21 protein-coding genes are annotated in these 26984 nt (G+C 73.9%); 7 read left to right on the forward strand and 14 right to left on the reverse strand.

All coding sequences use genetic code 11. The features are described from left to right. Positions 1 to 111: 111 nt before the first annotated feature. Positions 112 to 333: a KTSC domain-containing protein gene (locus EJK16_RS02990; RefSeq protein WP_127126194.1), complete on the forward strand. Its 222-nt coding sequence runs from the start codon at positions 112 to 114 to the stop codon at positions 331 to 333. On the opposite strand, the gene EJK16_RS02995 is transcribed toward EJK16_RS02990, so the two are convergent. Further along, positions 324 to 3095, reverse strand: coding sequence for a PEP/pyruvate-binding domain-containing protein (locus EJK16_RS02995; protein WP_127126196.1), 2772 nt, complete (start codon positions 3093 to 3095; stop codon positions 324 to 326). The two genes, EJK16_RS02990 and EJK16_RS02995, sit on opposite strands and share 10 nt — an antisense overlap. Before the next feature lie 71 nt (positions 3096 to 3166). Between EJK16_RS02995 and EJK16_RS03000 the strand changes: the two genes are divergently transcribed. The 3 genes from EJK16_RS03000 (at position 3167) to EJK16_RS03010 (ending at position 5709) form a co-directional block, all read left to right on the forward strand. Then, the gene (locus tag EJK16_RS03000; protein WP_127126198.1) at positions 3167 to 3991 is read left to right on the forward strand and encodes a hydrolase; all 825 of its coding nucleotides are present in this window, start codon (positions 3167 to 3169) and stop codon (positions 3989 to 3991) included. A gap of 504 nt (positions 3992 to 4495) precedes the next feature. Continuing rightward, positions 4496 to 5221, forward strand: coding sequence for a DUF5343 domain-containing protein (locus EJK16_RS03005; RefSeq protein ID WP_127126200.1), 726 nt, complete (start codon positions 4496 to 4498; stop codon positions 5219 to 5221). Then, positions 5218 to 5709 (forward strand): TIGR02391 family protein, encoded by a 492-nt coding sequence (locus tag EJK16_RS03010; protein WP_127126202.1) that lies wholly within the window; start codon positions 5218 to 5220, stop codon positions 5707 to 5709. Before EJK16_RS03005 ends, EJK16_RS03010 begins: the two co-directional genes overlap by 4 nt. Here EJK16_RS03010 and EJK16_RS03015 read toward each other — a convergent pair. After that, a complete protein-coding gene (locus EJK16_RS03015) occupies positions 5706 to 5924 on the reverse strand; it encodes a hypothetical protein (protein WP_127126204.1) in 219 nt (72 codons plus the stop codon). The two genes, EJK16_RS03010 and EJK16_RS03015, sit on opposite strands and share 4 nt — an antisense overlap. A 12-nt stretch (positions 5925 to 5936) precedes the next feature. Here EJK16_RS03015 and EJK16_RS03020 point away from each other — a divergent pair, with 12 nt between their 5' ends. Both EJK16_RS03020 and EJK16_RS03025 read left to right on the forward strand, forming a co-directional pair. Then, positions 5937 to 6329 (forward strand): hypothetical protein, encoded by a 393-nt coding sequence (locus EJK16_RS03020; protein WP_127126206.1) that lies wholly within the window; start codon positions 5937 to 5939, stop codon positions 6327 to 6329. 318 nt (positions 6330 to 6647) lie between these two features. Continuing rightward, on the forward strand, positions 6648 to 10148 hold the full coding sequence (locus EJK16_RS03025; protein WP_304999935.1) for an error-prone DNA polymerase: 3501 nt from the start codon (positions 6648 to 6650) through the stop codon (positions 10146 to 10148). Positions 10149 to 10150: 2 nt separating this feature from the next. On the opposite strand, the gene EJK16_RS03030 is transcribed toward EJK16_RS03025, so the two are convergent. From EJK16_RS03030 to EJK16_RS03040, 3 genes are all read right to left on the reverse strand, one after another. Beyond that, positions 10151 to 11431 (reverse strand): AI-2E family transporter, encoded by a 1281-nt coding sequence (locus EJK16_RS03030; protein WP_240645743.1) that lies wholly within the window; start codon positions 11429 to 11431, stop codon positions 10151 to 10153. Between the two features lie 141 nt (positions 11432 to 11572). Continuing rightward, positions 11573 to 12661, reverse strand: a complete 1089-nt coding sequence (locus tag EJK16_RS03035) for an aminoglycoside phosphotransferase family protein (RefSeq protein WP_127126212.1) — start codon at positions 12659 to 12661, stop codon at positions 11573 to 11575. A gap of 37 nt (positions 12662 to 12698) precedes the next feature. Further along, positions 12699 to 13421 (reverse strand): HAD hydrolase-like protein, encoded by a 723-nt coding sequence (locus tag EJK16_RS03040; protein WP_127126214.1) that lies wholly within the window; start codon positions 13419 to 13421, stop codon positions 12699 to 12701. 226 nt (positions 13422 to 13647) lie between these two features. Between EJK16_RS03040 and EJK16_RS03045 the strand changes: the two genes are divergently transcribed. Beyond that, on the forward strand, positions 13648 to 14100 hold the full coding sequence (locus EJK16_RS03045; protein WP_127126216.1) for a hypothetical protein: 453 nt from the start codon (positions 13648 to 13650) through the stop codon (positions 14098 to 14100). A gap of 16 nt (positions 14101 to 14116) precedes the next feature. On the opposite strand, the gene EJK16_RS03050 is transcribed toward EJK16_RS03045, so the two are convergent. From EJK16_RS03050 to EJK16_RS03090, 9 genes are read right to left on the reverse strand one after another with little or no spacing between them, the layout of a single operon-like run. Beyond that, the gene (locus EJK16_RS03050; RefSeq protein ID WP_127126218.1) at positions 14117 to 15538 is read right to left on the reverse strand and encodes a hypothetical protein; all 1422 of its coding nucleotides are present in this window, start codon (positions 15536 to 15538) and stop codon (positions 14117 to 14119) included. Then, positions 15535 to 16785, reverse strand: a complete 1251-nt coding sequence (locus EJK16_RS03055) for a hypothetical protein (RefSeq protein WP_127126220.1) — start codon at positions 16783 to 16785, stop codon at positions 15535 to 15537. The genes EJK16_RS03050 and EJK16_RS03055 overlap by 4 nt, the downstream gene beginning before the upstream one ends. Further along, on the reverse strand, positions 16782 to 18851 hold the full coding sequence (locus EJK16_RS03060; RefSeq protein WP_127126222.1) for an ABC transporter ATP-binding protein: 2070 nt from the start codon (positions 18849 to 18851) through the stop codon (positions 16782 to 16784). The genes EJK16_RS03055 and EJK16_RS03060 overlap by 4 nt, the downstream gene beginning before the upstream one ends. Continuing rightward, entirely contained in the window at positions 18848 to 20143 is a 1296-nt protein-coding gene (locus EJK16_RS03065; protein WP_127126224.1) for a phosphotransferase, read from the reverse strand. The genes EJK16_RS03060 and EJK16_RS03065 overlap by 4 nt, the downstream gene beginning before the upstream one ends. Continuing rightward, a complete protein-coding gene (locus tag EJK16_RS03070) occupies positions 20140 to 21363 on the reverse strand; it encodes a glycosyltransferase (RefSeq protein WP_127126226.1) in 1224 nt (407 codons plus the stop codon). The genes EJK16_RS03065 and EJK16_RS03070 overlap by 4 nt, the downstream gene beginning before the upstream one ends. Continuing rightward, positions 21363 to 23513, reverse strand: a complete 2151-nt coding sequence (locus tag EJK16_RS03075) for a phosphotransferase family protein (RefSeq protein ID WP_164737181.1) — start codon at positions 23511 to 23513, stop codon at positions 21363 to 21365. Before EJK16_RS03075 ends, EJK16_RS03070 begins: the two co-directional genes overlap by 1 nt. Further along, positions 23510 to 24757: a phosphotransferase gene (locus EJK16_RS03080; RefSeq protein WP_127126230.1), complete on the reverse strand. Its 1248-nt coding sequence runs from the start codon at positions 24755 to 24757 to the stop codon at positions 23510 to 23512. The genes EJK16_RS03075 and EJK16_RS03080 overlap by 4 nt, the downstream gene beginning before the upstream one ends. After that, a complete protein-coding gene (locus tag EJK16_RS03085; protein ID WP_127126232.1) occupies positions 24754 to 25968 on the reverse strand; it encodes a glycosyltransferase family protein in 1215 nt (404 codons plus the stop codon). The genes EJK16_RS03080 and EJK16_RS03085 overlap by 4 nt, the downstream gene beginning before the upstream one ends. Beyond that, positions 25965 to 26963 carry an NAD-dependent epimerase/dehydratase family protein gene (locus EJK16_RS03090; RefSeq protein ID WP_127126234.1) on the reverse strand — a complete coding sequence of 333 codons (999 nt, stop codon included), beginning with the start codon at positions 26961 to 26963 and terminating at the stop codon, positions 25965 to 25967. Before EJK16_RS03090 ends, EJK16_RS03085 begins: the two co-directional genes overlap by 4 nt. Positions 26964 to 26984: the final 21 nt, after the last annotated feature.

Raw genomic sequence — 26984 nt, forward strand, 5'->3', positions numbered from 1 at the left:
GGCCCTCGACGAGCTGGTCCGCCTTCTCGCGGGTGCCCGTCACGGCGCACACACTACGAACGAGCCCCGGTGTGCTCTTGTGATTTGAGGTCGCGGACCGAAGGAGGGGTCATGGACCGCGAACGTGTCGTCTCCTCCACCATCGTGGAGGTCGGCTACGACCCGTCGTCGCGCACGCTCGAGCTGCGGTTCACCGGTGGGCGCCTCTACCGGTACTTCGACGTCCCGGAACAGGTCTTCGCCGACATGCTGGCCGCGCCCTCCAAGGGCCGCTACTTCAACCGCGAGATCCGGGACGGGTACCGGTATGTCCGGGTCGGCCGTCACGGGTGAACACCGGCGACGGGCGCGGGTTCCTCCACGCCCACGGTGACGGTCCCGGCGGCGCCGTCGACCGTGACCGTGTCGCCGGTCCTGATCCGGGTGGTCGCGTCGGGGACGCCGACGACGGCGGGGATGCCGTACTCGCGGGCGACGACGGCGCCGTGCGAGACCGCGCCGCCCATCTCCATAACGAGGGCGCCCGCGGTCAGGAACAGGGGGGTCCAGCCGGGGTCGGTGGACGGCGCGACGAGGATCTCGCCCGGCTCCAGGCGGGCGCCGGAGGGGTCGAGGATCACGCGGGCCGTGCCGGTCACGGTGCCGGCGGAGGCGGGCGCCCCGGCGAGGGTGCCGGGCGGCAGCGGCGCGCCGGCCGTCGTCGTCGCCGACTCCCGGGCGGCCATGGCGGCCTCCACGTCGGTGCCGTCGGAGAGCAGGATCCGGGGGATGTGGCGACGGCGCATCTCCCGCTCGTAGGTGTGGCGGCGGCCGGCCACCATGTCGCGGAGGTCCCCGCCGCGCAGCCCGACCCGGGCCTCGGTCAGGTCGAGGAAGAACACGTCCTCCGGCGCGCCGATCCGCCCGGCCGCCGCCAGCTCCTCGCCGACCCGGTGGAGCTGGCGGCGGAGCGCGGCGAAGAACAGGATGAGGTCGAACTTGGGTTGCTCCCGCAGGCCGGCCGACTCGCGGGCGCGCCGCAGCCCGTAGCCCACCAGCGCCCCGCGGAGCCGGCCCCGGGCGCGGGCCCGGCGGGCCAGCTCCGCGGCCATGGCCCCCGCCTCCCGGGCGGCGCGGGCGAACTGCCGGTCCGGGGCCTGGTCCGGGTCGGTGAGCCGGAGGTAGTTGGCCAGGACGTTGAGGATGTGCGCGGGGTCCTCGGACCAGCGCGGGACCCCGAGGTCGATCTCGGCCACGGCACGGTGGCCGTACGCGGCGAGAAAGTCGCTCAGCGCGCGCTGCGCCGTCGCGGGGAGGGACCCCTCGGCGTAGCGCCGGGCGAGGTCCTGCGGGTCCCCGTCGCGGAGGGTGGCCGCGGACTCGGGGTCGTCACGGATCAGGGTGGCGGAGCGCCAGAGCTCCAGGTCCATCTCGGTGGTCACGTTGTTCGGCAGCCCGCGCAGCACGCTCGGCAGCTCGCCGGGGCGGGCCAGCGGGCCCAGCAGCCACCGGGCGATCCCGAACCAGACGTAGCCCGCGGCCGCCGGGGGCAGCTGCGCGATGACGGCCCGCATGAGCTCGCGGGAGATCATGCGCTCGACCAGGTCCAGCCGCGCCGCGGCGGTGGCCGGCTCCGGCCGAGCCAGGGCGCGGCGCAGCTCCTGCTCCGCCCGCCGGCTGCGCTCCAGCGCGGCCCGCGGGCGGAGGATGGCGCGGGCGACGTCGGGCACGGCCGAGAGCTGGGGCACCGCGCGGTACGTGCGGGCGAAGGAGTGCAGGTCCGCCTTCTGGTTCACGGAGAACCGCGGGTCGTCCATGAGGTAGCGCAGCACCTCCACGGCGCGGACGTCCCCGACCGTCATCGCGGTGGAGAACATCCTGCGGCCGCCCGCGTTGCGCAGCGAGTCCGTGATGTCCATGAAGAGACGCAGCCCCGGCTGCGCGTACCGGTAGGTCCCCAGCGGGGGCGTGCCCCACCGGGCGGCGCCGTTGCTGGTGATGAGGACGTCGAACACGGACAGCCCCATGGGCGTCAGCGGCCGGACCAGCCCCTGCATCAGGCTGGCGCACAGGTAGACCCGTGTCCCGTCGTCGTTGCCGCTCGGCTCCGGCAGGGGGTACAGGGTGGTGATGGGGCGGGACTGCACCAGCAGGATCCGCCCGCCCGGCTCGATCGCCCACTCCAGGTCCTGCGGCTGCCCGAAGTGCTCCTCCGCCCGGGAACCGAGCGCCGTCAGGGCGAGGACCTGCGCGTCCGTCAGGCACGGCCCGCCCGCCGCCGGCCGCTCCCGCACCTCTGTCCCCCCGCCGGGAACCGCCCTGACCTCCACCCGCTTGTCGCCGAGCGTCCGCCGGAGGATCTCGCCCGTCGCGACGTCGACGACGAACTGGTCCGGGTTGACGGCGCCGCTGACCAGCGCCTCGCCGAGGCCCGGGGCGGCGTCGATCACGGCCTCCCCGCGCCGGCCCGTCACCGGGTTGGCCGTGAACAGCACCCCGGAGACCTCGGCGTCCACCATCTCCTGGACGACGACGGCGATGCTCACCGCGCGGTGGCCGACGCCGTTGTCGCTGCGGTAGGCCACCGCCCGCTCCGTCCACAGCGACGCCCAGCACCGGCGGACCGCGTCCAGCAGCGCGTCCGCCCCGACGACGTTGAGGTACGTGTTCTGCTGGCCGGCGAAGCTGGCCTCCGGCAGGTCCTCGGCGGTGGCCGAGGAGCGCACGGCGACCGGGACGTCGGCGCCGAGCCGCGCGTACGCGGCGCGGACCGCCTCGGCGATGGTCGCCGGGACGGGGGCGCCCTCCAGCGCGGTGCGGGCCTGCCCGGCGAGCCGCGCCAGGGAGGCGGTCGCCCCGGCCGAGGCGCCCCGGTCCGTGCCCGCCGACGTCACCTCCAGGGCCGCGAGGACGGGCCCGAGGTTGGCCCCGACGGCGGCCACGCGGTAGGCCGTCGTCGTGAGGCAGAAGCCGTCCGGGACCGGCAGGCCGGCGGCGAGGAGCGCCCCGAGGTTCGCCCCCTTGCCGCCCACCATCGGGCCCATGTCCGCGTCCACCTGGGTGAGGTCCAGCACCGGGCTGGCCTCACGCGGATCGAGCCCCGCTGCACGGTCCATGGCTGGTCCCCAAGACGCTCTCGACATCCCGTGCTCCCGACGATAGACCCGCGCCGTGCCAGGATCGCGTCATGACCGCCTGGATCTGCCGGACCTGCGCCGTCGAGCACCCCGACACCGACCGCCCGCCCGAGGTGTGCGCGATCTGCGCCGACGAGCGCCAGTACGTGCCCGCCGCCGGGCAGCAGTGGACCACGCTGGCTGAGCTCGCCGCCGACGGTCGCCGGATGGTGGTCGAGGAGGTCGAGCCGGACCTGTTCGGGATCAGCGTCGAGCCCCGGGTGGGGATCGGGCAGCGTGCCCTCCTCGTGCGCTCGCGCGCCGGCAACCTGCTGTGGGACCCCACCGGCTACCTCGACGACGACGGTGCCCGGCAGGTCCGCGACCTCGGTCCCGTGGTGGCGGTCGCCGCGAGCCACCCCCACATGTTCGGCGTCCAGGTGGAGTGGAGCCGCGCGCTCGGCGGGGTGCCCGTGCTGGTCAACGCGGGCGACGCGCGCTGGGTGGCCCGCACGGACTCGGTCATCGAGCACTGGTCGGGCTCGGTCGAGGTGGTGCCGGGGATCGTGCTGCACCAGGTCGGCGGCCACTTCCCGGGCAGCGCCGTGGCGTGGTGGGCGGCCGGCGCCGCCGGCGCGGGCGCGCTGCTCAGCGGCGACACGGTGTTCCCGAACCCCGACCGGGCCACCGTGGGGTTCATGCGGAGCTACCCGAACCTGATCCCGATGTCGGCGCCGGTGGTCGACCGGATCGCCCGGACGCTTGAGCAGCTCGACTTCGACCGGGTCTACGGCAACTTCGGCGGCGTCATCGACATGGACGCGCGGGCCGCCGTGCGCCGCTCGGCGGACCGGCACATGGCCTGGGTGCGCGGGGACCACGACGACGAGACGTGACGGGCCTGCACGGCGTTGGTGGTGGACGCTGTTTAGTCCCGACGAAGGCAGCGGGGCATGGCATCGTCCTAACAACACGGCATCACCGGGGGTGTGAACGTTCGCAAGTACGTCACGCGGGCGCACTGGTTGACCAACCTCGTCGCGGGCGACGCTCACGCTCCTGGCCGGTGCCCATCTCAAACCGAGGTTATGGCTGCGCTCACCATCCTCATCTGGGGCGCGACCTGGCGGCTAGTTAACAACAACTCCGCGTCGTTCACTCTCTGTCCACGCATCCGGCTCGACTTCGGAGTTGACCGGTTTGCAGAAGGAGCGATCCCGACGAGCAGTTGGCCGGGATTGTGGCTCGCCTGGCCCTAGACCTGGATGAGCACGATGGTGTCCAAGGCCCGCCCGAGCGCTTTCCATCGGACTGAGATACATGGCTGGAGTGTGACGCAAGTGGGGCAATAGGAGGCTGCTGCGTGGGTGTCGATTACCGAGAGTGATCGGCGCTATTGTATGGATGTCCCGACCGTCGAGAGAAAGTCCACCATGGCGACCTATCCGTACGTCTCCGGCTCAAAAGTCATCGTTGACACCTTCGAGCAACTGAGGAAGCAGGTCCCAAACAAGGTGGACGCTGGGTGGTTTCAGCGGTTCAACCTGGCCCCAGGCAACGAGTCCTACGTGATCAACATCTTGCGGTTCTTAGGCCTCATCGGGGAGGACGGACGCAAGAGTGATGACAAGACGGGCTTCTTCTACAGTGACGACGAGGCGTTTCAGTCCGGCCTCGAGCAGCTTCTCCGCGAGGTTTACTCGGAACTCTTCGCGGAGATGGGAGACGACGCGCTCGGCAACACGCGCGAGCCTCTCAGTAAGTGGTTTCGTGGGGCAGACAAGACGTCTGAATTGGTCGGGAAGCGTCAGGCCACAACGTTCGGCACGCTCGCCGCTCTCGCCGGCCATGGAGACCTGCCGGCAGTCAGAGTGAGCACACCCAAGGGGCAAAACGGCTCCACAAAGAAGAGTCCACCCTCTAACGGCCGCGCCACCGCGAAGGCATCGGTTCAGAGCCCCAACCAGTCCGAGACAGGAGCCATCAAAAGCGAACTTTTCGCAGCTCCGAGTCATCAGGCCGGAGTGGGCCTCACAGTGCGGATCGAGGTCAACCTTCCCGCTGGAGGGGACGCCGGCACCTACGACGCCATCTTCGCGAGCATCAGGAAGCATCTGATGTCGTGACCTCATTACTCGCTCAGTTCGAGCGTATAGTTCGACAGTTCCCCGCCACGGAGGCGAGACAGGGAGACTCTGAACTGTTAGACCCGGCGGAGACACACCCCTTCGAGACCCGCAACATCCATCCCGATCTTCCCATCAAAGTTCGGAAGCTGTTTGACGACGGGCATCCGAACCATGCGGTCTTCGAAGCTTTCAAGTACATCGAGAAAGAGATCAAGCGTCTGAGTGGCGTGCGAAAGACGGGGTTCCCACTGATGATGGATGCGTTCAACGAGAACGCACCAAAAATTCAGCTGAACGACTTGCAGACGGAGTCAGAGGTGGACGAACAGTCGGGCTTCAGGCACCTGTTTGCGGGAGCCGTGGCAGGGATACGGAACCCTCGGGGCCATGAGGTAGACCTTGTCGATAACCCGGACGAAGCTCTGGACTACCTTGCGCTCGTGTCGTTGCTCTTACGTAAGCTCGACGATTGCGGAGTTCGCTAGTGGTCCGCGTTTGAAGTGGTCTGACGGTTCGCCTTCTTGAGGATCTCGTCTGCGGTCTTAGTCCAGACGAAGATATGACAGCGGTCGTCCCAGTCGTCGATGACGGCGCAGATCTTCGCGTTGAGGTCCTTGACGGAGGCGAAGCTGCCGCGGTGGATGGCTTGGCGTTCGATGATGGAGAACCAGACGTTGACGAGGTTGGGCTCGGAGGCCAAGGTCGGGACGAAGTGGACGTGGAGGCGCGGGTGCTGGGCGAGCCAGACGCGGACCTCGGCCGTGTTGTGGGCGACTTAGTGATCCCTCACCAGATGCAGATCGCGCCCGGTCCCGTCCTCGGGATACGCGCGGGTGACCTGTTTGAGGAAGGCGAGGAACTTCTGGTGGCGGTATCGGTGGCTGACTTGCACGCCGCGGTCACGGTGCCGGTGGTGATTTCCAGGGCCGTGAAGAGCGTCGGAGGTCCCGTGCTAGACGTAGTCGTGGGCGCGCCGTTCGGCCAGCCCGGGCCGCATCGGCGATATTGGTGCGGTCAGGTCCAGCGCCTGATCTGGGACTTCTCGTCCACGCACAGCACGATCGCGTTCCCGGTGGCGCCAGGTAGTGCCCGACGGCGTCGGTGACCTTGGCGAGCAGCATGGGATCGGTGGAGAACTTGGACGTCTACGAGCGCCACCGCTGGACCCCGTACTCACGCCCGCCTTGGCGATCGTGCCGTTGCTGATCCCCGCCGGCCCAGCAATCGGCTCGACCAGTGCGTCACCCTGTACCTGCTCGGCTCCTACTCGGCGGCGGGGGCCAATGCGTTGCCACTGCGCCGTGAGTCACGTGCAACAAGGTAACGTATTGCTCGAACGTACGTTCGTAGACACGACAGCTGGGCATGGCGTCGGAGTGCAATCCCGCGGGTCGCGGGTCGCGCACGAGAGGGGGAGCCACCTGTGGGGACACCCCGATACGCCGAGCTGCACGCGCACTCGGCCTTCAGCTTCCTCGACGGCGCGAACCAGCCCGAGGACCTCGCCGCCGAGGCCGCCCGCCTGGGGCTGGAGGCGCTGGCGCTGACCGACCACGACGGCCTCTACGGCGTCGTCCGCCTGGCCGAGGCGGCCCGCGCCCTCCACCTGCCGACCGTCCTCGGCGCCGAGCTGAACCTGGGCACCACGGGGCGTGCCGGCGGGGGCACGGCCGCGGGGGGCGGCGGGCAGATGGACCCCGACGGCTCGCACCTGCTCGTGCTCGCCCGCGGGCCGGAGGGGTATCACCGGCTCTCGCGCGCCATCGCCCTGGCGCACCTGTCAGCGGGGGCGAAGGGGCGGGCCGACTACGACCTCGAGGACCTCGCCGCCCAGGCGGACGGGCACTGGCTGGTGCTCACCGGGTGCCGCAAGGGGGCGGTGCGGCAGGCGCTCGCGGCCGACGGCGAGGGCGCGGCCCGCGCCGAGCTCGACCGGCTGGCCGCGCTGTTCGGGCGGGAGAACGTCGCGGTGGAGATCACCGACACCGGCTCGCCCCTGGACTCCGCGCTGGGCGACGCGCTCGCGGGCCTGGCCCGCGGCGCGGGCCTGCCGCTGGTGGCCACGGGCGCCGTGCACTGCGCCCGGCCCGGCGACCAGATGCTCGCCGACGTCCTGGCCGCCACCCGCGCCCGCGCGAGCCTGGAGGAGATCGACGGCTGGCTGCCCGCAGCCCCCGCCCACCTGCGCTCCGCCGCCGAGATGGCCGCCCGGCACCGCCGTCACCCCGGCGCCGTGCCCACCTCCGTCACGCTCGCCGCCGAGTGTGCCTTCGACCTGCAGCTCGTCGCCCCCGACCTGCCGCCGCACCCCGTGCCCGCCGGGCACACCGAGGCGAGCTGGCTGCGCGAGCTCACCTTCCGCGGCGCCGCCGAGCGGTACGGGCGGCCGGGCGCGGAGCGGGTGCCCGGGGCGTACGAGATGATCGAGCACGAGCTGCGCATCATCACCGACCTGCACTTCCCCGGGTACTTCCTCATCGTCCACGAGATCGTGCAGTTCTGCCGCGACCAGCACATCCTGTGCCAGGGCCGCGGCTCGGCGGCGAACTCGGCGGTGTGCTTCGCGCTGGGCATCACCGCGGTCGACGCCGTCCAGCACCGCCTGCTCTTCGAGCGCTTCCTCTCGCCCGGGCGCTCCGGCCCGCCGGACATCGACCTGGACATCGAGTCGGGGCGGCGCGAGGAGGTCATCCAGTTCGTCTACGGCCGCTACGGGCGCCAGCACGCCGCGCAGGTGGCCAACGTGATCTCCTACCGGCCGCGCTCCGCGGTCCGCGACGCCGCCCGGGCGCTCGGCTACGACGTCGGCCAGCAGGACGCGTGGTCCAAGAGCATCGAGCGGTGGGGGAGCCTGCGCAGCGCCGACGACGGCCAGTCCGGCGCGGCATTGACCACCCGCGACGGGCGGGCGACCCTGCCGGCGGACGACCTGGGCGGCATCCCCGACCAGGTGCTCGACGTCGCCGAGCAGATGCTGCGCCTGCCCCGGCACCTGGGGATCCACTCCGGCGGCATGGTGCTGTGCGACCGGCCCGTGATCGAGGTGTGCCCCGTGGAGTGGGCGACGATGCCCGGGCGCACCGTGCTGCAGTGGGACAAGGACGACTGCGCCGACGCCGGCCTGGTCAAGTTCGACCTGCTCGGTCTGGGCATGCTCACCGCGCTGCGGCTGGCGTTCGACGCGATCAACGCCCAGCGCCAAGCGGCGGCCGGGGCCGGCGGCGCGGGCGGCGACGCGGGCGCCGCCGGCGCGCCGGCCGGAGAGCTCGGCCTGCACTCCCTGCCGCAGGAGGACCCGGCGGTGTACGAGCTGCTGTGCGCGGCGGACACCGTCGGGGTCTTCCAGGTGGAGTCCCGCGCCCAGATGGCCACGCTGCCGCGCCTGCGGCCGCAGTGCTTCTACGACATCGTCGTCGAGGTCGCCCTCATCCGGCCCGGCCCCATCCAGGGCGACTCGGTCAACCCCTACATCAACCGGCGCCTGGGCCGGGAGAAGGTCACCTACCTGCACCCGCTGCTCGAGCCGGCGCTGTCCAAGACCCTCGGCGTGCCGCTGTTCCAGGAGCAGCTGATGCAGATCGCGATCGACGTCGCCGGGTTCAGCGCGGCCGAGGCGGACCAGCTGCGCAAGGCCATGGGGTCCAAGCGGTCGACCGAGCGGATGGAGGCGCTGCACGGGCGGCTCCTGGCGGGGATGAAGGAGAAGGGGATCGCCACGGAGGTGGCCGAGGCGATCTACGACAAGCTCAAAGCCTTCGCGGACTTCGGCTTCCCCGAGTCCCACGCCTTCTCCTTCGCCTACCTCGTCTACGCCAGCGCCTGGCTCAAGGTCCATCACCCCGAGGCCTTCTACGCGGCGCTGCTCGCGGCCCAGCCGATGGGCTTCTACTCCCCGCAGTCCCTCGTGGCCGACGCGCGCCGGCACGGGGTGTCGGTGCTGCGCGCCGACGTCAACGCCTCGGCGGCGCAGGCGCAGGTGGAGAGGGTGCCGCCGGCTGGGGCCGAGCTGGCGGGAAGGGGGCTGGCGGCGCTCGCGGCGGCACGGCCGGCGGCGCTGGCCGGACGCACCGCGGAGCGTCCCACGGCCGTCCCCGAGGTCGCGCGCCTGGTCCACGCCCGCGCCGACCTCGCCGTGCGGCTGGGGCTGGACCCCGTGCGCGGGGTGGGGACGAAGGTCGCCGAGCGGATCGTCACTGAGCGCGAGCGGGCCGGGGCCTTCCGCGACCTGGCCGACCTGGCGCGGCGGGTGGACCTCACCGCGGCCCAGCTCGAGGCGCTGGCCACCGCCGGGGCGCTGGGCTGCTTCGGGCTCGAGCGTCGCGAGGCCCTGTGGGCCGCCGGGGTGCTCGCCGGCGAGCACGGCACCCGGCACACCGGCCGGCGTCGTGGTCGCCCGCCGGTGGCGTCGGGGCGAGGAGGCGCGGCCGCCCCGGAGGAGGCGGGCGCCGTCTGGTACCAGCCGCCCCTGCCCGGGACGGCGGTGGGCGCCGACGCGCCCGACCTGCCGGGCATGGACGAGGTCGAGACGGCCGTGGCCGACGTGTGGGCCACCGGGGTCTCCACCGACTCCTTCCCGACCCAGTTCCGCCGGCCGGACCTCACGGCGGGCGGGGTGTGCGCGGTGGCCGACCTGGCCGGGCACGAACCGGGGGAGCGCCTCCAGGTGGCCGGCGTGGTCACGCACCGCCAGCGCCCGGGAACCGCCGGGGGCGTGACCTTCCTGTCCCTGGAGGACGAGACCGGGCTGCTCAACGTGGTCTGCTCGGCGGGCCTGTGGGCCCGCTACCGGCGGGTGGCCCGGACGAGCGCCGCGCTCGTGGTCCGCGGGACGCTGGAGCGGGCCGACGGCGTGACCAACCTGGTGGCGGACAAGGTCTCCCCGCTGAGCCTGGTGGTGCCCTCCGCCTCTCGCGACTTCCGGTAGGGCTAGTCCACGATCTCCTTGGTCCGGTGCGCGAGGGCCCGGGTGGGCGGCAGCGGGCCCTCGATCGGGGGGTCCTGCTGGCGCAGCGTGGAGTAGACCGCCCAGACGACCGCGATCACCGGGATGGCGATGACCGCGCCCAGCAGGCCGCCGAGGAACGTGCCGGCGGTGACGCCCAGGGCCACGACGACGGGGTGGAGGGAGACCTGCTTGCCCATGACCAGGGGCTGGAGGATGTGTCCCTCGACCTGGCCGATGAGCGCGACCCCGACCGTCACGATGAGCGCCGCGATGAACCCCTCGGCGGCCAGTGCCACGACGGCGGCGATGATCATCGCCGCCGGGGCGCCGACGAGCGGGATGAACGCGCCGATGAAGACCAGCACCGCGAGCGGCGCGGCGAGGGGGACACCGACGATCTCGAGCAGGATGAACGCGAGCACGCCGTCGGAGAGCGCCACGATCATCGTGCCGCGGGCGTACCCGGAGAACGTGTACCAGCCCGCCCCGGCGGCCTGGTGCACCTGTTCGCGGTTGCGCGCCGGCAGCTGGTTGAGGAACCAGCGCCACATGGACTGTCCGCGGGCGAGGAAGAAGATGGTCACGAACAGGCTCAGCGCGAGGACGGTGAACACCAGCGCGACCGCCCCGGCGTTGTTGAGCACCTGGCCCGCGAGGTTGCCGGCGTTCTCCTGGACATACTGCGAGCCCTGGGTGACGAGCTCGTTGATCGCCGTGTTCATCTCGGCCTGGGTGAAGTGGAACGGCAGCGGTCCGGTCTCGAAGAACTGCAGGATCGTGTCGATGCCGTCGCTGAACCGGGTGGCCAGCGTGGCCCACTGGCCGGCGACCGAGCTGATGACGTACGTCAGCAGGCCCGCGACGACGGCGAAGCCCCCGAGCAGGCACAGGACGGTCGCGAGCGGGCGGGGCATGTACCGCGCGAGGCTCGTGACGAAGGGGTCCAGCAACGACGTGACGACGAGGCCGATGAACACCGCGATGAAGACCACCTGGATGCGGGTGGTCGCGAAGACCACCATCCCGATGACGATGACGATGCCGATGAGCAGCCACGCGAGCATCCCGTACCTGCGGATCCACCGCGGCACGCCGTCGGCGTAGGTCTCCGCACGGACGGCCCGCTCGGGCATCCGCCGCACGGCGAGCCGGCCCGCGGTGGACGGGCGCATCCCACGGGCGCCGGCCTCCTTGTCCGGGGGCGGTGCCGCCTGACGCTGCGCGATGATCTGGTCGATCATGCTCGGGCTGGACGGACGCATCCGCCTCGTGACACGCCCGCTCACCTGCCGACCGATCCGGCCCAGCAGCTTTCTCGAACGATCGCCCACAGATGCCATCGCGGCCAAGTCTGCACCATCCGGGCGCCCCTACCAGTGGCGACGCGTCGCGCGCGCCCCGCGTCAGCCCGACAGCCGGGCCCAGGTCCGGGCCTGGGCGAGCTCGTCCAGGGCGCCGTCGCGGTCGCCGGTCTCGGCGGCGCGCCAGAGCGCCGACTCGCAGGCCCGCGCCATCGACCAGGCGGCGACGCGGTCGGGCTCGAGCCCCGCGGCGGCGCACAGCGCCCGGAGGCGCGCGCGCAGCACGGCGGTCGGGTTGTCCTCCGAGAACGGCTCGCCCACCTGGGACAGCAGCGGCCACGGGTCGAACGCGGGGTCCCCGATCAGGGGCTTGGGGTCGATCGTCACCCAGCGCCGGCGCGCGCCGTCGTCGGCGGCGATGAGGTTGCCGGGGTTGTAGTCCCCGTGCAGGAGCACGGTGCGCGCGCCTGTGGCCGGGAGGTCCTCGAGAAGCCCGGCCGCCTCGTCGAGGAGGCCGCGGTCCGCGTCCAGCGTGGCGGCGTGGCGCTGGGTGCGCTCCCGCAGCAGATCCGCGTAGCCGGCGGCGCGGGCGGTCAGGTACGGGATCACGGGCGCGTCGGCCCCGGCGCCGTCACTCGCGTCGCCCTGCCCGACGGCGGAGCCCTGCCCGACGGCGGAGCCCTGCCCGACGGCGGAGCCCGGGGCGCCCGCCGGGCCGGCGCCGGGCGTCGTGGCACGGGTGCCCGCGGCGTGCAGCTGCGCCAGCAGCTCGCCGGCGAGGCTCAGCCGGACCGCGACGCGCTGATCGCGCAGGCCGCGGTCCTCCTCCAGGTCGTGCCCCGGCCGGTATCGGCGAAGGAGCAGCGTCCACGCCTCGCCGTCGTGGTCGAGCAGCTCGGCGGACGCGCCGGTGCCGGCCCAGGTGCGCAGCGCGGTGGCCTCACCGGCCGCCTCGTCGTGCGGGAAGACGATCTTGACGACCGCGTCCTCGCCGTCCCGCGTCCGGGCCGGCGCGGTCCACGCGGCCCGGCCGGACAGGAACGGAGCGTCCAGGCGAAGGCCCCAGCGGGTGCGGGCGCGGTCCACCAGCGCGGGCAGACGCCTCAGCCAGGCTGCGCCGTCGGCGGTGGCGCCGAGCTCCCGCCGCAGGCCGTCCGGGACGGTGACGGCGTCGGGCCCGGTAGTCAGCACGGCCGGGCCCGCGGCGGCGCGGACGGCCGCCGCGTCGTCATGGCAGCGTCACGCCCAGGAGCGCGGCGAGCTCCGCGGCGTCGTCGACGGTCGCGACCGCGCCGTCCTCCTCGCCGGGCCGCCCGTAGCCCCAGCGCACCAGCACCGCCGGCACGCCGTGGGTGGTGGCGCCGTCGACGTCGTGGTGCCGATCGCCGATCATGACGGCCCCGGAGACGTCGACCCCGGCCTCCCGAAGCCCGGTGAGCGCGTCCTCGACGATGTCGGCCTTCGCGCTGCGGCTCTCGTCGCGGGTCGCCCCGCAGATCACCGTGAAGTACTGGGCGAGGCCGTCGTGCTCGAGGATCTCCACGGCCAGGTGGCGCATCTTCGAGGTGGCGATCGCCAGGGGCACGCCGGCGGCGTGGAGCGCCCGCACGAGCTCGGGGACGCCGGGGTAGAGGTTGACGTCGAGCATGCGGGTGAGGTACGCCGCGCGGTACCAGGCGATGACCTCGTCGAGCTGCTCCGGGGCGACGCCGGCGAACTCACGGAACCCGATCCGGGTCGGCGGGCCGACGAAGCGCAGGAGCTCCTCCTGCGTCTGCTCGGGGTAGCCGAAGTGCGCGAGGGCCTCGGCGATGGACCGGGTGACCGCGCCGCCGGAGTCGGTGATCGTCCCGTCGAGGTCGAAGAGCACCGCCGTGGGGCGCAGCCACGCCTCGTCGGCGTCGGCGACGGCGGTGGTGGTCAGGGTGGTGCCGGATGTGGTGGACGTCATGGGTGGGCTCGCCTCGGGTCGTCGGGGATGGTCCTCTTCCCAGGGTAGGCGGACGGCGGCCCGCCGCGGATGTGGTGATGGCCACGTCCAGCCGGCGGCGAGGGCGCCCGCGTGGCCCTCGGGAGGGCACGCCACGGCGGCGCCACCGCGAAAGGCGCCCGCACCCCGCTCGTGGCACGCTGGCGATGGTGCGGGCGCGTGCCGTTCACGAGAGGTGGGGAGACGCGTGGGAAAGGTCGGAACGCTGATGAAGATCGCCGTCGCGGCGGGGCCCGCCGTCTGGGAGGCGGTCCGTCGCTACGGGCCGGTCCTGGAGCGGCTGCGCCAGGAGAACCCCGAGGTCTACCGCCTCATCTCGGACCAGGTCTCCCGGCTGGCGACGACCCGGCGCGAGGCGAGGGGGCCCGAGGCGCTGCGTCGCCGCCTCGGCGTCCTGCGCGACCAGGTCGCCTACCTCACCGCCTCCGCCGACGACGACGGCGAGCGCCGGCGCGCCGCCGAGTGGCGCCGCCAGCTCGACAAGCTCGAGGCCTCCCTGCCGCTGCTCAGCGCCATGAGCCGGCACAAGGCGGCGCAGGAGGAGCGCCACGTCGACGCGCGCATCGACGCACTCTCGGAGCAGATCCTCTCCGCCTACATCGACGAGCAGGAGGAGGACGCGCGGACCATCGAGCCCTGACCGGCGGGCCGGCCGGTCACGTCGCGAGGGCCGCCGTCCTGAGCTGGTGCCGCAGGACGGCCAGCCTGGGCCCGACGCTCGTCAGCCGCACCTTCGACCACGCGTGCACGACCTCGGTGAGCAGGTCGAGGGTCTCCCACAGGAGCACCCGCTCGAGCGTGACCGGGGCGTGCCGCTCGTACTCCACGAGGAACAGGTCGCAGAGCTGGTCCAGCAGCTTCAGGCGCGCCGCAAGCCGGTCCGCCTCGCACGGCTCGTCGCCCCACGGAGCGGTCGCGCCGATCTCCCGCAGGACGGCCCGGAAGCGCCCGACGTCGAGGCCGGGTTCCGCCATCGCCGCGCCGTCGAAGTCGATGACCGCGACGGTGCCGGAGCTCAGGAGAACCTGCGCGGGGCGGAACGTGTGGTGCGCGCTGACGACGGGGTCCGCCCCCACGGCCCGGTCCAGCGCCTCCAGCATGGTCAGCACCGGCTCGGCGGCGGAACGCAGCCCGGGGATGGTCAGGGAGAGGCGGCCCAAGATCTCGCGGGTCTCGCTGACCTCGTCGGTCCAGGTGAAGGTGTCCCGGAAGACGGCGCCGCTGCGGTGGAGCGCGGCCAGCGCCGTGGCCGTGCGCCGCAGCTCGGTCCGCAGCCGGTCCAGCGCGGCCGGCTCCATGCCCGTGAACGCCTCGCGGACGAGCTCCTTCAGGGTGCGGTCCTCCGGGACGGCCGCCTGCAGCAGGATGCGTTCGCCGGGGAGATAGCCGAGGGGCTCGGCGAGGAGCACGACGTCACCGGCTGCGAGCGGCGTGTCCCACAGGGCAGTCATGGCCTGGTGGGCCACCGCGCCCTTGTCCCCGTGGTACGTCTTGGCGACGACCCGGCGTGGCGGCGCCGCGGGACCCGAGCCGTAGGTGACGTCGTAGAGGATGGTGCACCGGCTGCCGGGCTTGTACTGGGCGATGCACGGGGTGGCGGCGGTGACCGTCGCGTCGGGGTGCCTGCCCGCCCGCAGGACCCGTTGGACGACCCGGGCCGATGCGGCGGGGTCCGAGAGGTCACGGAGGGCGGGCAGCCCGGGATCGGCCGTCGCCGGGGCCAGGTGCAGGCGCAGGTCGGGCAGGACGACGTCGTAGCCGGGCCGGCCGAACGGGACCGAGGACCGGGAGGCCGGCAGCGGGACGTCGGGCGGGTAGAGGAGGCCGGCGAGCACCACGTCGCGGGCCTCGGCGCCTGCGACGACGCGGACGTGGCAGCGGGCGGGCCACTGCGCGCCCTTGGCGCGCAGCCGGTCCATCTCGCAGGCCAGGAGCTCGAGCGTGCCGTCGGCGATCTCGGGCACGTGCCGGCGCAGCGACTTCTCGAGCGCGTGCGGGCGCATCGGCGCCGCGAGCCAGTCGGGCAGCGTGGCGAACCGTTCCAGCGCGGCGACAACCTCATCGGTCGTGGTGGTCATGGGCGGCTCCCCCCGGTCGCGTCGTCCTGCAGCATGGTGAGCGCACGGATCACGCGGTCGTCCTTGAAGCGTCGTGCGGCACGCAGGGCGTGCAGCCCCAGGCTGAGCCTGCGGTAGGCGTCGACGCGGGCGGCGAAGGCGGCGTCGGCCCGCGCGTACGCGGCAAGGAACTCGGTGCGGGCCGCCACGGCGTTCGCGTCGTGCCGGCGGGCGGCCGCGAGGTCGTGGTAGGCGAGGTACCGCCCGACGTCGGACGCGGCCTCGCTCAGGCACACGGTGTCGAGGTCGACGAGCCCGATGCTACGGGGAAGGCGCACCAGCTGGCTGGGTGTGAAGTCGCCGTGTGAGAGCACGAGCGCGCCGCCGTCCTCCTCCTGGAGGGTGCGGCGAGCTCGCCCGAGTGCCTGCGCCACGTGGTCGGCGACGTCTGGCCACGGGCCGGCGACGACGGCGAGCTCGGCGTCGACCCGTCGTAGCTCGGCGGCCGGAGAGCCGGTTGGCAGGGCGCCACGCGGGGCGTGCCGGTGCAGCGCGCGCAGGGCCTGAGCCGCCTCGTGGACCGTCACGGGACGGTAGGCGCCCGCGCGGGGTGCCTCCGGCGGCGGTGACAGCGACTCGAGGAAGATCGTGTGCCGCTCGGGGGCGAGGCCGAGCAGCCGGGGCAGGCGCACCCGGATCCCGGGCTCCCCGGGCATCGCGATGGCGCCGAGCGCCCGCACCGCGCGCGCCGTCGCCACCGCCTCCTCACGGCCGGGGTAGACCTTGGCATAGACCTGCCGGGGCCGTGTCCCGGCGCGCAGGGGGACGAGGTCGTAGCGCAGCACGCACGCGCCGGTGCGCGGGTGATGCACGACGGTGACCCGGCAGCTTGACGCTGCGTCCACGTGGCCGAGTCCCGGGTGGGCGGTGAGGATCTTCACCGCAAGGCCCGGGTCGAGCATGGCCGGCAGGGTGGGCAGCGTGGGGTCGTCGGGGAATGCCGTGACGGACAGGTCCGCGGCGCGCACGCGCACCAGGAGCGTCAGGCCGCCGATGTCCGGCGTGTCGGTGTCGAGCTCGACGGAGATGCGCACCGACACGGCGTCGTCCTCGCCGTAGAGCGCCGTGTGGGTGGTGGTCCGGCTCAGCGAGCGACCCGGTAGGTGCTCGTCGACCCACTGCTGCGCGACCGCGCGGGCGAACCGCGGGTCCAGGGCACGGTCGGCCGCCGCGACCCGCTCGCGGAGGCGGAGCAGCTGGCCGCTCATGTCGCCCTGTGCGGCGCGGGGACCGTGGCGGTGGTGGGGTCACCGCGGGAGCCGAAGAGGGCGGCGTAGGGGCCGTCGACCCGGGCGAGCGTCTCGGGCGGGCCCTCCTGGACGATCCGGCCGTCGTCGAGGACGAGGATGCGGTCCGCGCAGCGGATGAGGTCGGCGTCGTGGGAGATGATGAGCGTCGTCTTGCCGGCGATGAGGGTGCGCAGCGCCCCGATGACCTGGCCGGCCGACTCCGGGTCGAGCCCGGTCGTCGGCTCGTCCAGGACCAGCACGGGGGCGTCGCGCACGAACGCACGGGCGACGGCGATCCGTTGCCGCTGGCCGCCGGAGAGCGTCGAGCCGCGTTCGCCGAGGACGGTCGCGTACCCCTCGGGGAGGTCCTCGATGAAGCGGTCCGCGTTGGCGAGCCGGGCGGCGCGCGTGATGCGCTCGGGGTCCGGGTCATCGATCCCGTAGCCGATGTTCTCCGCGACCGTGCCGGTGAGCAGGAGCGTCTCCTGGAGCACCGGGCTGACCTGCCGGCGCAGCGAGGCGAGGGTGAACTCGCGCACGTCGGTTCCGTCGATGGCGACGGTCCCGGAGTCCGGGTCGTACAGGCGCGGGACGAGCTGTGCGATGGTGCTCTTGCCGGCGCCGCTGGAACCCACCAGCGCCACCACCTCGCCGGGGTCCACGGCGAACGTCACGTCGTGGAGGACCGTGCGGGGCGGCTCCCCGGGGGCCTCGTGCTCAGGCTGGTAGCTGAACGTGACGTCGGTGAAGGTCAGCCTGCCCTTCAGGGGCGGCGCGGGCCGGGCGCCGGGGGAGTCCTTGACCGCCGGTTCGCGCTCCAGCAGCTCGTCGATGCGGTCGGTGCTGGCCAGCACCTTGCCGACCTTGTACCACTCGCTGACGATCTTCCGCGACGGCTTGAACATGTTCTGGATGAGCAGCACGAACAGGACCAGCGTGCCGGCCGAGATGGAGCCGCGGTCGAGGAGCCACACGCTGAGCCACACCACGCCGGCGATCGTCAGGCCCTCGAGCACCGCGATGACGAAGCCGAACTGCGCCTGGATGGTGGCGATCTTCAGCGATGCGCGCATGCTCTGGTCGCTCTGGGCGGAGAACTGCTCGAGGTTGACGTGGCCACGGCCGTAGCTCTGCACCAGGCGGATCGAGGAGAGCATCTCCTGCGCCGTCGACGCCAGGTCACCCTCCTTCGAGCGCTGCTCCTTCGAGACCCGCTTGAGCCGCAGCGAGAAGTAGTTGGCCACGAGGGCCAGGGACGGCACCACGACGAGGGCGATGAGCGCGACCTCCGGGGAGCGGGCCAGCAGGACCACGAACGAGCCGATGAGGAGCAGGCCGCTGGCGATGATCTTGCTCAGCGACGTGATCATGAAGTCTTCCACCACGAGGACGTCACCCGTCACGCGGGTGAGGACGTCCCCGGTGCGCCGCTTGTCGTGGAAGGCCATCGACAGCTTCTGCAGGCGGTCGTACATGGTGACCCGCAGGTTGTAGCCGAGCTCGCGACCACCCCGGGCCATCGCGACCTCCGAGAGGGAGTCGGCGCCGGTGTTGATGGCCGCGATGGCGATGATGCCGAGACCCAGCAGGAGGACGGTCTCCCACCGCTCGGACGCGAGGAGTGCCGGGAACCCGTGCTCCCGGAGGCTCGGGACGCTGCCCTGCACGAAGTCGACGGTGTACGCGATCGGCAGCGGCTCCAGCACCGCGGTGAGGGCCTCGAGCACCAGCAGGATGAGCGCCTGGATGTACGGCGTGTTGCTGCCGTGGTGGGTCCGGATGAGCTCGAAGGCGCGGCGGAGGTCCGACCGCCGCGTCGCCCTGTGCCGCCCGGCCGGCTTCCTCATGGTCCCCCCGGCCGGCTTCTTCTTGGTGGGCCGCCCGGCCGGGGTCTTCGCGGTGGCCCTGGGCTTGGCCGCCGGTGTCGGGGTGGGCGGCCCTCCCGCCGGCGTGGCGGGATGCCCGGCCTCCTGCGTGGCGGTGGCCGCGGCCGGCCCGGGGGGAGCGGCGGCGGCGTCGGGGCCCTGCTCGGCGTCGACCGTCATCGTTGCCTCCCGTCGAGGTGGTCGAGAACCCAGTGCGCGTCCTCGACGTAGTCCCGCGTGAGCGGGGAGAGCGGTGCGCGCGCGTGCGCCCGCAGGGCCTTGCGCATGAGTGCGACGGCCACGTAGAACTCCGCCCGTGCCGGGAGCCCGCCGGCCGGCCGGGCCGTGGCCGTGACCCCGGCGGGGGCAGCGGCTCCCGTGTACCCGTCGACGAAGCTGGTCCCCAGCCGGGCCGCCGTGGCCAGCGCCGAGTGGTCCGTGCGGAGCGCCTCCTGGCGCAGCGAGGCCACGAAGGTGCCGACGTCGGAGGCCGGGTCGGCCAGCCCGCAGTGGTCGAGGTCGAGCAGCGCGACGTGGTCGGCCTGCAGCAGGAACTGGTCGGGCTTGCAGTCGCCGTGCACCACGGAGAGTGTCCCGTCGGGTCGTCTCCACCCGAGGAGGCGGCGGGCGAGCCCCAGCAGGGTGTCCCCGGCGGCGGCGTCGACGGAGCGGACGGCGCCCGCGCGGGCGACGAAGCGGCGGAGCTCGTTGTCCACGAGGCGTGGCCTGGGGGCGGGCACGGAGCGGCGGTGCAGCGCGGCGAGGGCGCGACCCGCCCGGGCGACGCCGGTCGTGAGCCCGGGGTCCGCGGACGCCGGGCTCACGGCGACGTCGAGCGGGTGGCCCGGGAGGTAGCCCTGGACCACCACGGCGAGCTCGGGCAGGTGCGCGAGCACCGGTGCCAGGGTCAGGTCGGGGTCCGCAGGCGCCTGCAGGAGCGCGCGTCCCTCGGCGGCGACGGCCGCAGCCTTGGCGGGGTCGTGGTAGACCTTCGCGACGAAGCGCGTCGGCGTGGTGGTGCCGCCGTGGCGCACGGCCGCGGTGACGAGGAACGTCACGCGCCGTCCCGGCCGGTACCGCAGCAGCTCCATCCGCGCCTCGGCCACCGTGTCCGGGAGCGCGGCGTCGAGGGCGGGCACGAACGTGCGGGGGTCGACGACCGCGGGCAGGGTCGCCAGCCCCGGGTCGTCCGGGAAGCACGTGGCGCCGATCCCCTCGGCCACGGGCACACCGGGCGCGTCGCCGTCCGGCGCGACCGTGCCACGGACCAGGCGCGAGCCGAGCCGGTACAGGACCGCGGCCGGCTTCCCGGGCTCGTACTTCGCGTCGAGGACCTCGCACCCCTCCTCCGCGTCGCCGCCGAGTGCGGCGAGCAGCAGGGGCCGCATCACGTCCGGGTCGATCGCGTCGAGGAACCGGACGTACTGGCGGCGCACCCCCGGCGAGGGGGCGGTCGCGGCCGGGCCGGTCACGGGACCACCTGCCCGAGACCGAAGACCTCGACGAGCTCGCGGGCCGCCCGGTCGACGTCGAAGCTCTCCTCGACCGTCACCCGGGCCCGCGCGCCCAGCTCGCGTCGTAGCGCCGGGTCGTCCACCAGCGCGGCGAGGTTCGCCCCGATGGCCGCGACGTCACGCGGCTGCGCCAGCAGGCCGTTGTGCCCGTGCCTGACCGCCTCACCGACGCCCCCGGCCGCCGTGGCCACCACCGGCAGGCCGGAGGCGAGCGCCTCGACGACGACGTTGGGCAGACCGTCGCGGTCGCCGTCGGCGGTGACGAAGGGCGTCAGGGCGAAGAGGTCGGCGTCTCGCATGGCCAGGGCCACCGCGTCGCTGTCGTGCTCCCCCGCGAACGCCACGACGTCGCGGAGCCCGAGCTCGTCCCGCAGGCGCTCGAGCGCGGTGCGCATCGGACCGTCCCCAAGGACGGTCAGCGTGAAGGAGCGGTCCGCGGCGATGCCGGCGCAGGCCCGGAGCAGGTCGGGGAAACCCTTCTTCTCGACCAGCCGGCCCACGGACAGCACCCGCACGACGGCGCGCGCCGGCCGGGGCGGCCCGGGCGCGAACCGCCGCAGGTCCACCCCGTGGTGGATCAGGCGCACCCGGCTCGCGGTGGCCGCGCCGAGCCGGCCGCCCAGGAAGTCCAGGTTCGCCCGGCAGCACGTCAGCACGCTCGTCGCGCCGTCCGCCCGGACGCGGAGGCTGCGCGGTGGGATCTGGTAGAGGTCACGGGCGTGCGCCGTGAGGCTGTACGGCAGCCCTGTGAGTCGGTGGACCAGGTGGGCGACGAGCGCCGGGTCGTGGGCGAAGTGCGCGTGCAGGTGCGCGACCGGCACCCCAGCCTCCGCCGCCCGCAGGGCCCGCGCCGCGATCCGCACGGCGTGCTCGAAGCACTCGGACGTCGTCGCCGTCGCGTACCCGCTCGCCAGGTCGGGGTTTGCGCGCGCGAACCGGGCGGCGGCGGCGAAGCGCTCAGGCTCCCGGGCGGCGAGGAACCGATGGTCGCCCGCCGCCGGCGCGGGGCCGAGGCAGATGACCGGTGCGCGAACCTCGTCCACCTGGGGCTGCCGGACGGTTTCGCCCGAGGCCGCCATCGCGAAGATCTCCAGGTCGACCCCGAGCCGCTCGAGCGCGAGCACCTCGTTGACGATGAACGTCTGCGACAGCCGCGGCCAGCTCCGCGTCACGTACATCAACCGCCCAGCCACGACGCCCCCCGCTCGAGCCGCCACGCCCCCCGGTCGACCATCGCGTCGGTGAGGCCGCCGCGGGCCTCCTGCTTGGTGATCTTCAGGAGCGAGTACGCGTAGAAGAAGTCCAGCCGGAGCCGGGGCGCGGGGCCCGACGGGGGGCCGTAGGCCTCGAGGAGCGAGGCCTTCGCCAGCCCGGCCGCGGGAGAGCGCGTCTCGTCGGCGTAGGCGCACAGGTGCGCAAGGTCGAGGGCCGAGTCTCCCATCCTCGCCTCGTCCAGGTCGATCACCGTAGCGGTCCCGTCGACGTCGACCAGCACGTGGCCGAGGTGCAGGTCCTTGTGGATCGGCGAGCCGACGACGAGCGGCAGGTCCGCCGCCACCGCACGCAACCGCCTGGCGAGCTCGCGCGCCGGGCCGCGCAGCCGGTCGTCGGCGCGGCCGATGTCCTCCGCCCACCGCGTCAGGTTCTCCGCCTCGTGCGTGACGTCCAGCGTCCGGCGCAGCGGGATCGGGCTCGCGTGGACGGCGCGGAGCCAGGCGCCGCAGCGGCGGGCGACGTCGGCCACCTCCGCCGGCCGGTCGTCCCACCACGGGTCGGACAGGGGGCGGCCGTCGGCCGCCGCGCACAGGATGAGGCCCCGGTCGGCGAGCATGCCGAGGGGCCGGGGCGTGCCGACCCGGCCGCCGACGACCCCCTGCAGCAGCGTGAGGTTCTCGTGCGTCACCGCGGCGAGCCCCGGCTCGGCGTACGCCTTGGCGATGACGTCGAGCTCCCCGCCGGTGTCCCAGGTGACGTGGCAGCGCGCCACCACGCGCCGCCCGGGCGCGACTTTCACCGTCCGTGCCGAGGTCACCGTGGCCCGCCCGGCGCCGCGGCCGGCCAGCAGCGGGCGCAGCAGCGCGGTCATCGAGACAGGGTCTGTGAGCGCGGGCCGGGCGCCGGCCCGCAGATAGTCGTCCCGTCCCCGTCCCTGGGCCTCCCGGCGCTGGATCAGCGCGGTCGCGGTCGCAACCAGCGCAGCCACCTGTGCCCAGCGGGTCGTGTCGAGGCTGCGGTAGCGCCGGCCGGCGATCTTGAGCAGCGCCGCCGCGTGCCACCAGTCGAGCGAGCCGGGGGCGACGCGGCCGCCGCCGTCGGCGTACCCCTCACGCAGCGCCGACGAGAGGCCGGGCGGGGCAGCGGGATTCCTCAGGTGCTGCCAGTCGACGTAGGCCAGGGCGTTGCCGAGGTCTCGGGCCGGGTCGGCGAGCCCGGCGCCGTCGAGGTCGAGCAGGACCAGGCCACCGCCCGGCACCAGCACCTGGCCGGGCCGGAAGGAGCCGTGGCTGAAGGCCGGCTCGGTGCTGTCCGGTACGGCCCTGCGCAGCAGGCCGACCGCCCACGTCATCGACAGGGCCACCGCGGGGTCGGCGTGCCAGGCCGCCGGCAGGTATCCCGCCAGCTCGTCGAGCGCCTCGTGCGCGGTATGGACGTGCGTCGCGGTGCGGCGCCCTGGCCGCACCTCGTGCACGCGCGCGAGAAGGGACCCGACCGACCGGGCCAGCTCGCCCCGCTCCCCGGCCGGGACGGCGTTGTCGCCGAGCACGGCCGAGGCGGTCGGTCCGGGCACGGCCGCGGTCACGACGGCGCTCAGGTCGGGCCACCAGCCCACGAGCGGCGGGACGACGGGCGTGCCGCGGGCGCCGGCCAGGGACTCGTGGCTCTCGACGTACTCCTCGACGCCGCCGGCGAAGACCTTGACGAAGACGTCCCGCGTTCCCACGCCGGTCTCGACGGCGGCGCGCACGACACAGCGTGAGCCCGGGCGGTAGCTCGCCGTGGACGTGACGCAGCGCCGGACCGGCTCTCCGAGTAGCTGCCCGAACCGGTCCTTGGCGTGCTCGGGGTCGAGGATCGCCCGGAGCCCGGGCAGCGCCGGGTCCTCGGCGAGGGTGCTGCGGGTGGTCGCGGCCGGGGTGACCTCGAGCACCACGACCTCGCCGTCGGGGCGGTCGAACGCGACGCGGGTGCCGCGGTCCGGGTCCCAGCGCACCTGGTGCACGCCACCGCGCCGGCTCTCGGCGTCGACCACCCGGCCGGCCTGGCCGGCGAGGCGGTCGATCCCGCCCCAGTCCACCGCGCTCGCGGCCGGGGGCCAGGTGGTCGTCATCGTCCGCTCCTGGCCGTGCGCGCCGCGAGCGTGAGGCAGGCGTCGACCGTCTCGGCCCAGCGGGGCTGGTGGAGCAGCACACGCCGGCCCACGGACCGGAGCTGGAACAGGACGTCGTAGCGCGCCGCCCGGGCGGCGCGCGGGCGGGGCATCGGCCCGTATCCGTCGAGGAGGGCGGCGACCAGGCCGTCCCCGTCGGTCCCGCCGGCGAGCGCCCACCATCGGAGGTCGGCGCGGAGCTTGCCCAGGTCGAGCGCCGGGTCTCCGGTCGTGACCCGGTCGAAGTCCAGGATGGTCAGGATGTCCCCGTCGACGAGGATGTTGTCGCACTTGAAGTCGCCGTGCAGCTGATACCCGGTCTCCGCGGGCATGTCCTCGAGGTCGGCGACCGTGCGCTCCAGCAGCTGGAGCAGACGCGACCCGCTCCTCTCGTGCAGCGCGATGACGTGCGCGCAGGCCCGCCGGGTGGCGGCGGCTTCGGCGGTGGGGCTCGACGCCCCGCCCGCTCGCCCCCCGGCGTCGTGCAGGGCGCGCAGCGCCGCGCCGGCGGCGCGGGCGAGCGTCGGGTCGTGGGCGACGAGCTGGGAGAGCGGGGCCCCGTCCGCGGTGGCCCACAGGACGACGCGTTCTGGACCGAGGTAGGCCCGGGCGTGTGCGACCCGAGCCGGACCGCCCCATGACGCGAGCGCCGCGGCGACCTGGTGACTGCCTGCGACCGCGCGCGCACCCGTGTGGTCCCGGTAGCACTTGGCGTACAGGCTCGCCTGCGGGTCGGTGCCGTCGATCCGCAGGACGTGCCGCTGCCCTGGTCGGTACCGCAGGGCCCTGACGGCGAGCCCCTTGTCGAACCCCCGCTGGCCGGCCCCCGTGAGCAGCTCGGCGAGGTGTGCCAGGTTGTAGAGGCTCGCCAGCTGCGGAAAGGCCGGGTCGACGGGCGCCACCAGCACCTCCATCCTCCCGGGGTCGCCCGTCCAGACCACCGCCGCAGGCCGGGCGGGGGCGCCCGGGACGTGGACGTCGACGTACGCGCTCAGCTTCCGGTGGGGCAGCAACCGTGACCGGGTGACCTCGCACCGGACGTCGCGGGCGCCGTCCGGCAGCACGGCCCGCAGGGCTCCGGCGACGAGCTGGGGGCCGTCTTTCGCAAGGAACTGCTCGACCGCCGGCGCCCCCCGGCGGCAGTCGATGAGCGCCTGGACCCCGCCGACGGTCCCCGCGGCGCCGGCTGCCGGTGAGCCGGTCATGTCACCAGGGAGCCGCGCTGGGCCCGGGAGCCCATCTCGAGCCGGGCGGCGAGGTGCCCGACGGCGACCTCGCGCCCCCGCAGGTCTGGCCGGGCGGCCGGCACAGGCGGCTCGGTGAGCGCCGAGACGATGGCACCCGCCACCGTCGGAGGGTCGAGCAGCTCAGGGTCGAGCCAGCGCACCCAGTCCCGCTCGGCGAACAGACGCGCGCGGATACGCTGCTCGGCGCTCGGCCCGCGTCGCGGGATGAGCAGCGCCGGGGTGGCGGCGCCCAGCACCTCGACGGTGGTGTTGTACCCCGCCATCGACACGACGAGGTCGGCGCGGGCCACCCGGCCGCGGCCGTGGACCTTCCGGCGCACGTCGCTGACGGCGGTGAGGCGGGATGCCCGGCGCCTGAGCGCCCGGACGTCGTCGCGGGGCATGAAGGGGCCCGTCACCACGAGGAACTCGGCGCCGGTCTGCGCGTGCACACCGTCGACGGCGCCCAGGACGGCGTCGAACATCGGGTAGGCGTCGGCGCCGCCTCCCGCCATCACGACCACGCGCGGCGGACCCGCGGGGCGCACCCACGGCCCGGGCGCGGCCGAGCGGGCGCCCTTGTGGGGCGGCACGCACACGTACCCGCAGTAGGTGACGCGGTCGGCGACGCCCGCGGGCCAGGAGTACTCCGCGGCCACGTCCAGGACGTCCCGGGTGCCGTAGACGAGGACGTCGTCGTAGAACTCCTCGAGCGCGTCGTAGGCGCCCTCGGCGCCCCACCGCCGGCGCACGGTCTCGGGGGCGTCGATGATGTCGCGCACCCCGAGCACCACCCTCGTACGCCGGCCGCCCGGGGTGCGCAGCGCCGGCACCAGCTCGCCCATCGCGCCGTGCGGCATGTGGTCGACCAGCAGCACCTCCGGGTCGTAGTCCTCCATGACGCGGGCGATGACGTCGCTGCGCAGCCGCAGCACGTCCTGGAACGACGCCTGGAGGGAGACCGCGTCCCACTGACCGGGGCCGGCCTTCCGGATGCTCGGCAGCTTGAGGTAGTCGTGACCGGCCGCCGTCGTGAAGAACTGCCCGAGGGGGGAGTCCGAGAGCGTCAGCGCGCTCGCGCCCGGGAGCTGGCGCAGGAACTCGGCCGCCAGGAGGGACGTGCGCCGCATGTGCCCGAGCCCGAGCCCGTCCTGGGAGTAGATCAGCAGGCGGGGCTCGTGGGTGCTCACCGCGGCCTCCGGCCCACCCGGGCGGGGACCGCCAGGGGCGCCGTCGCCGTGGGCTCGCGCAGGCTGCGGTGCCACGCGACCTGGCGGGCGATCCCGGTGCGAAGGTCCGTCGTCGCGCGCCACCCGAGCAGCTCGGCCGCCGCGGTGGTGTCGCCGTGCGTGCGCGCGGTGTCGCCCGCCCTGTGCGGCTCCCGCGAGACGGGCAGCTCCCTGCCCACCTCCTTCTCGGCCATGCGGAGCAGGTCCGGGACGGAGACGGGCGTCCCGTGCGCGATGTTGAGCACGGTCCCAGTGGGGACGGGCGCGGTCAGCGCGGCGGACACCGCCTCGGCGACGTCGGTGACGTAGGTGAAGTCGCGCATCTGGACGTCGTCGCCGTAGACCACCGCCTCCCCGCCGTCGAGCAGCGCCTCGATGAAACGGTGCAGCGCCATGTCCGGTCGCTGGCGGGGCCCGTAGACGGAGAAGAACCGCAGGGCGACCGTCGACAGCCCCCGCTCGTGGGCGTAGGAGGCGACGAGGCACTCGCCGGCGAGCTTGCTCACCCCATACGGGCTCAGTGGCGCGAGCCGGCTCGACTCGCGCATCGCGTCGGAGGTCGGGCCGTAGACCGAGGAGCTCGAGGCGTAGACGAACCGCGGGACGGCAGCCGCCGTGGCCGCCTCGAGGAGGCGGTGGGTCGCCAGCACGTTGCGGTGGACGTACATGGGGAACTGCTCGCCCCAGGACCGGCTCACCCCGGGCTCGGCCGCGAGGTGGACCACGGCGTCCACACCGTCGAGCAGCGGGGAGAGGTCCGCGGTGACGAGGTCGTCGCGCACGAACGTGAACGCCGGGTCGCCGGCGAACAGGTCGAGGTTGCGCACCTTGATCCGGGGGTCGTAGTTCTCGGTGAGGGCGTCGATGCCGCGCACGCGCCACCCGTGTGCGAGGAGCTGTTCTGCGACGTGACTCCCGATGAACCCGGCCACGCCGGTGAGCAGGACACTGGCCATGAGGAAGCCCCCGCGCTCGAA

This window comes from Georgenia sp. SYP-B2076 (assembly GCF_003991205.1).
GTDB lineage: Bacteria > Actinomycetota > Actinomycetes > Actinomycetales > Actinomycetaceae > Georgenia.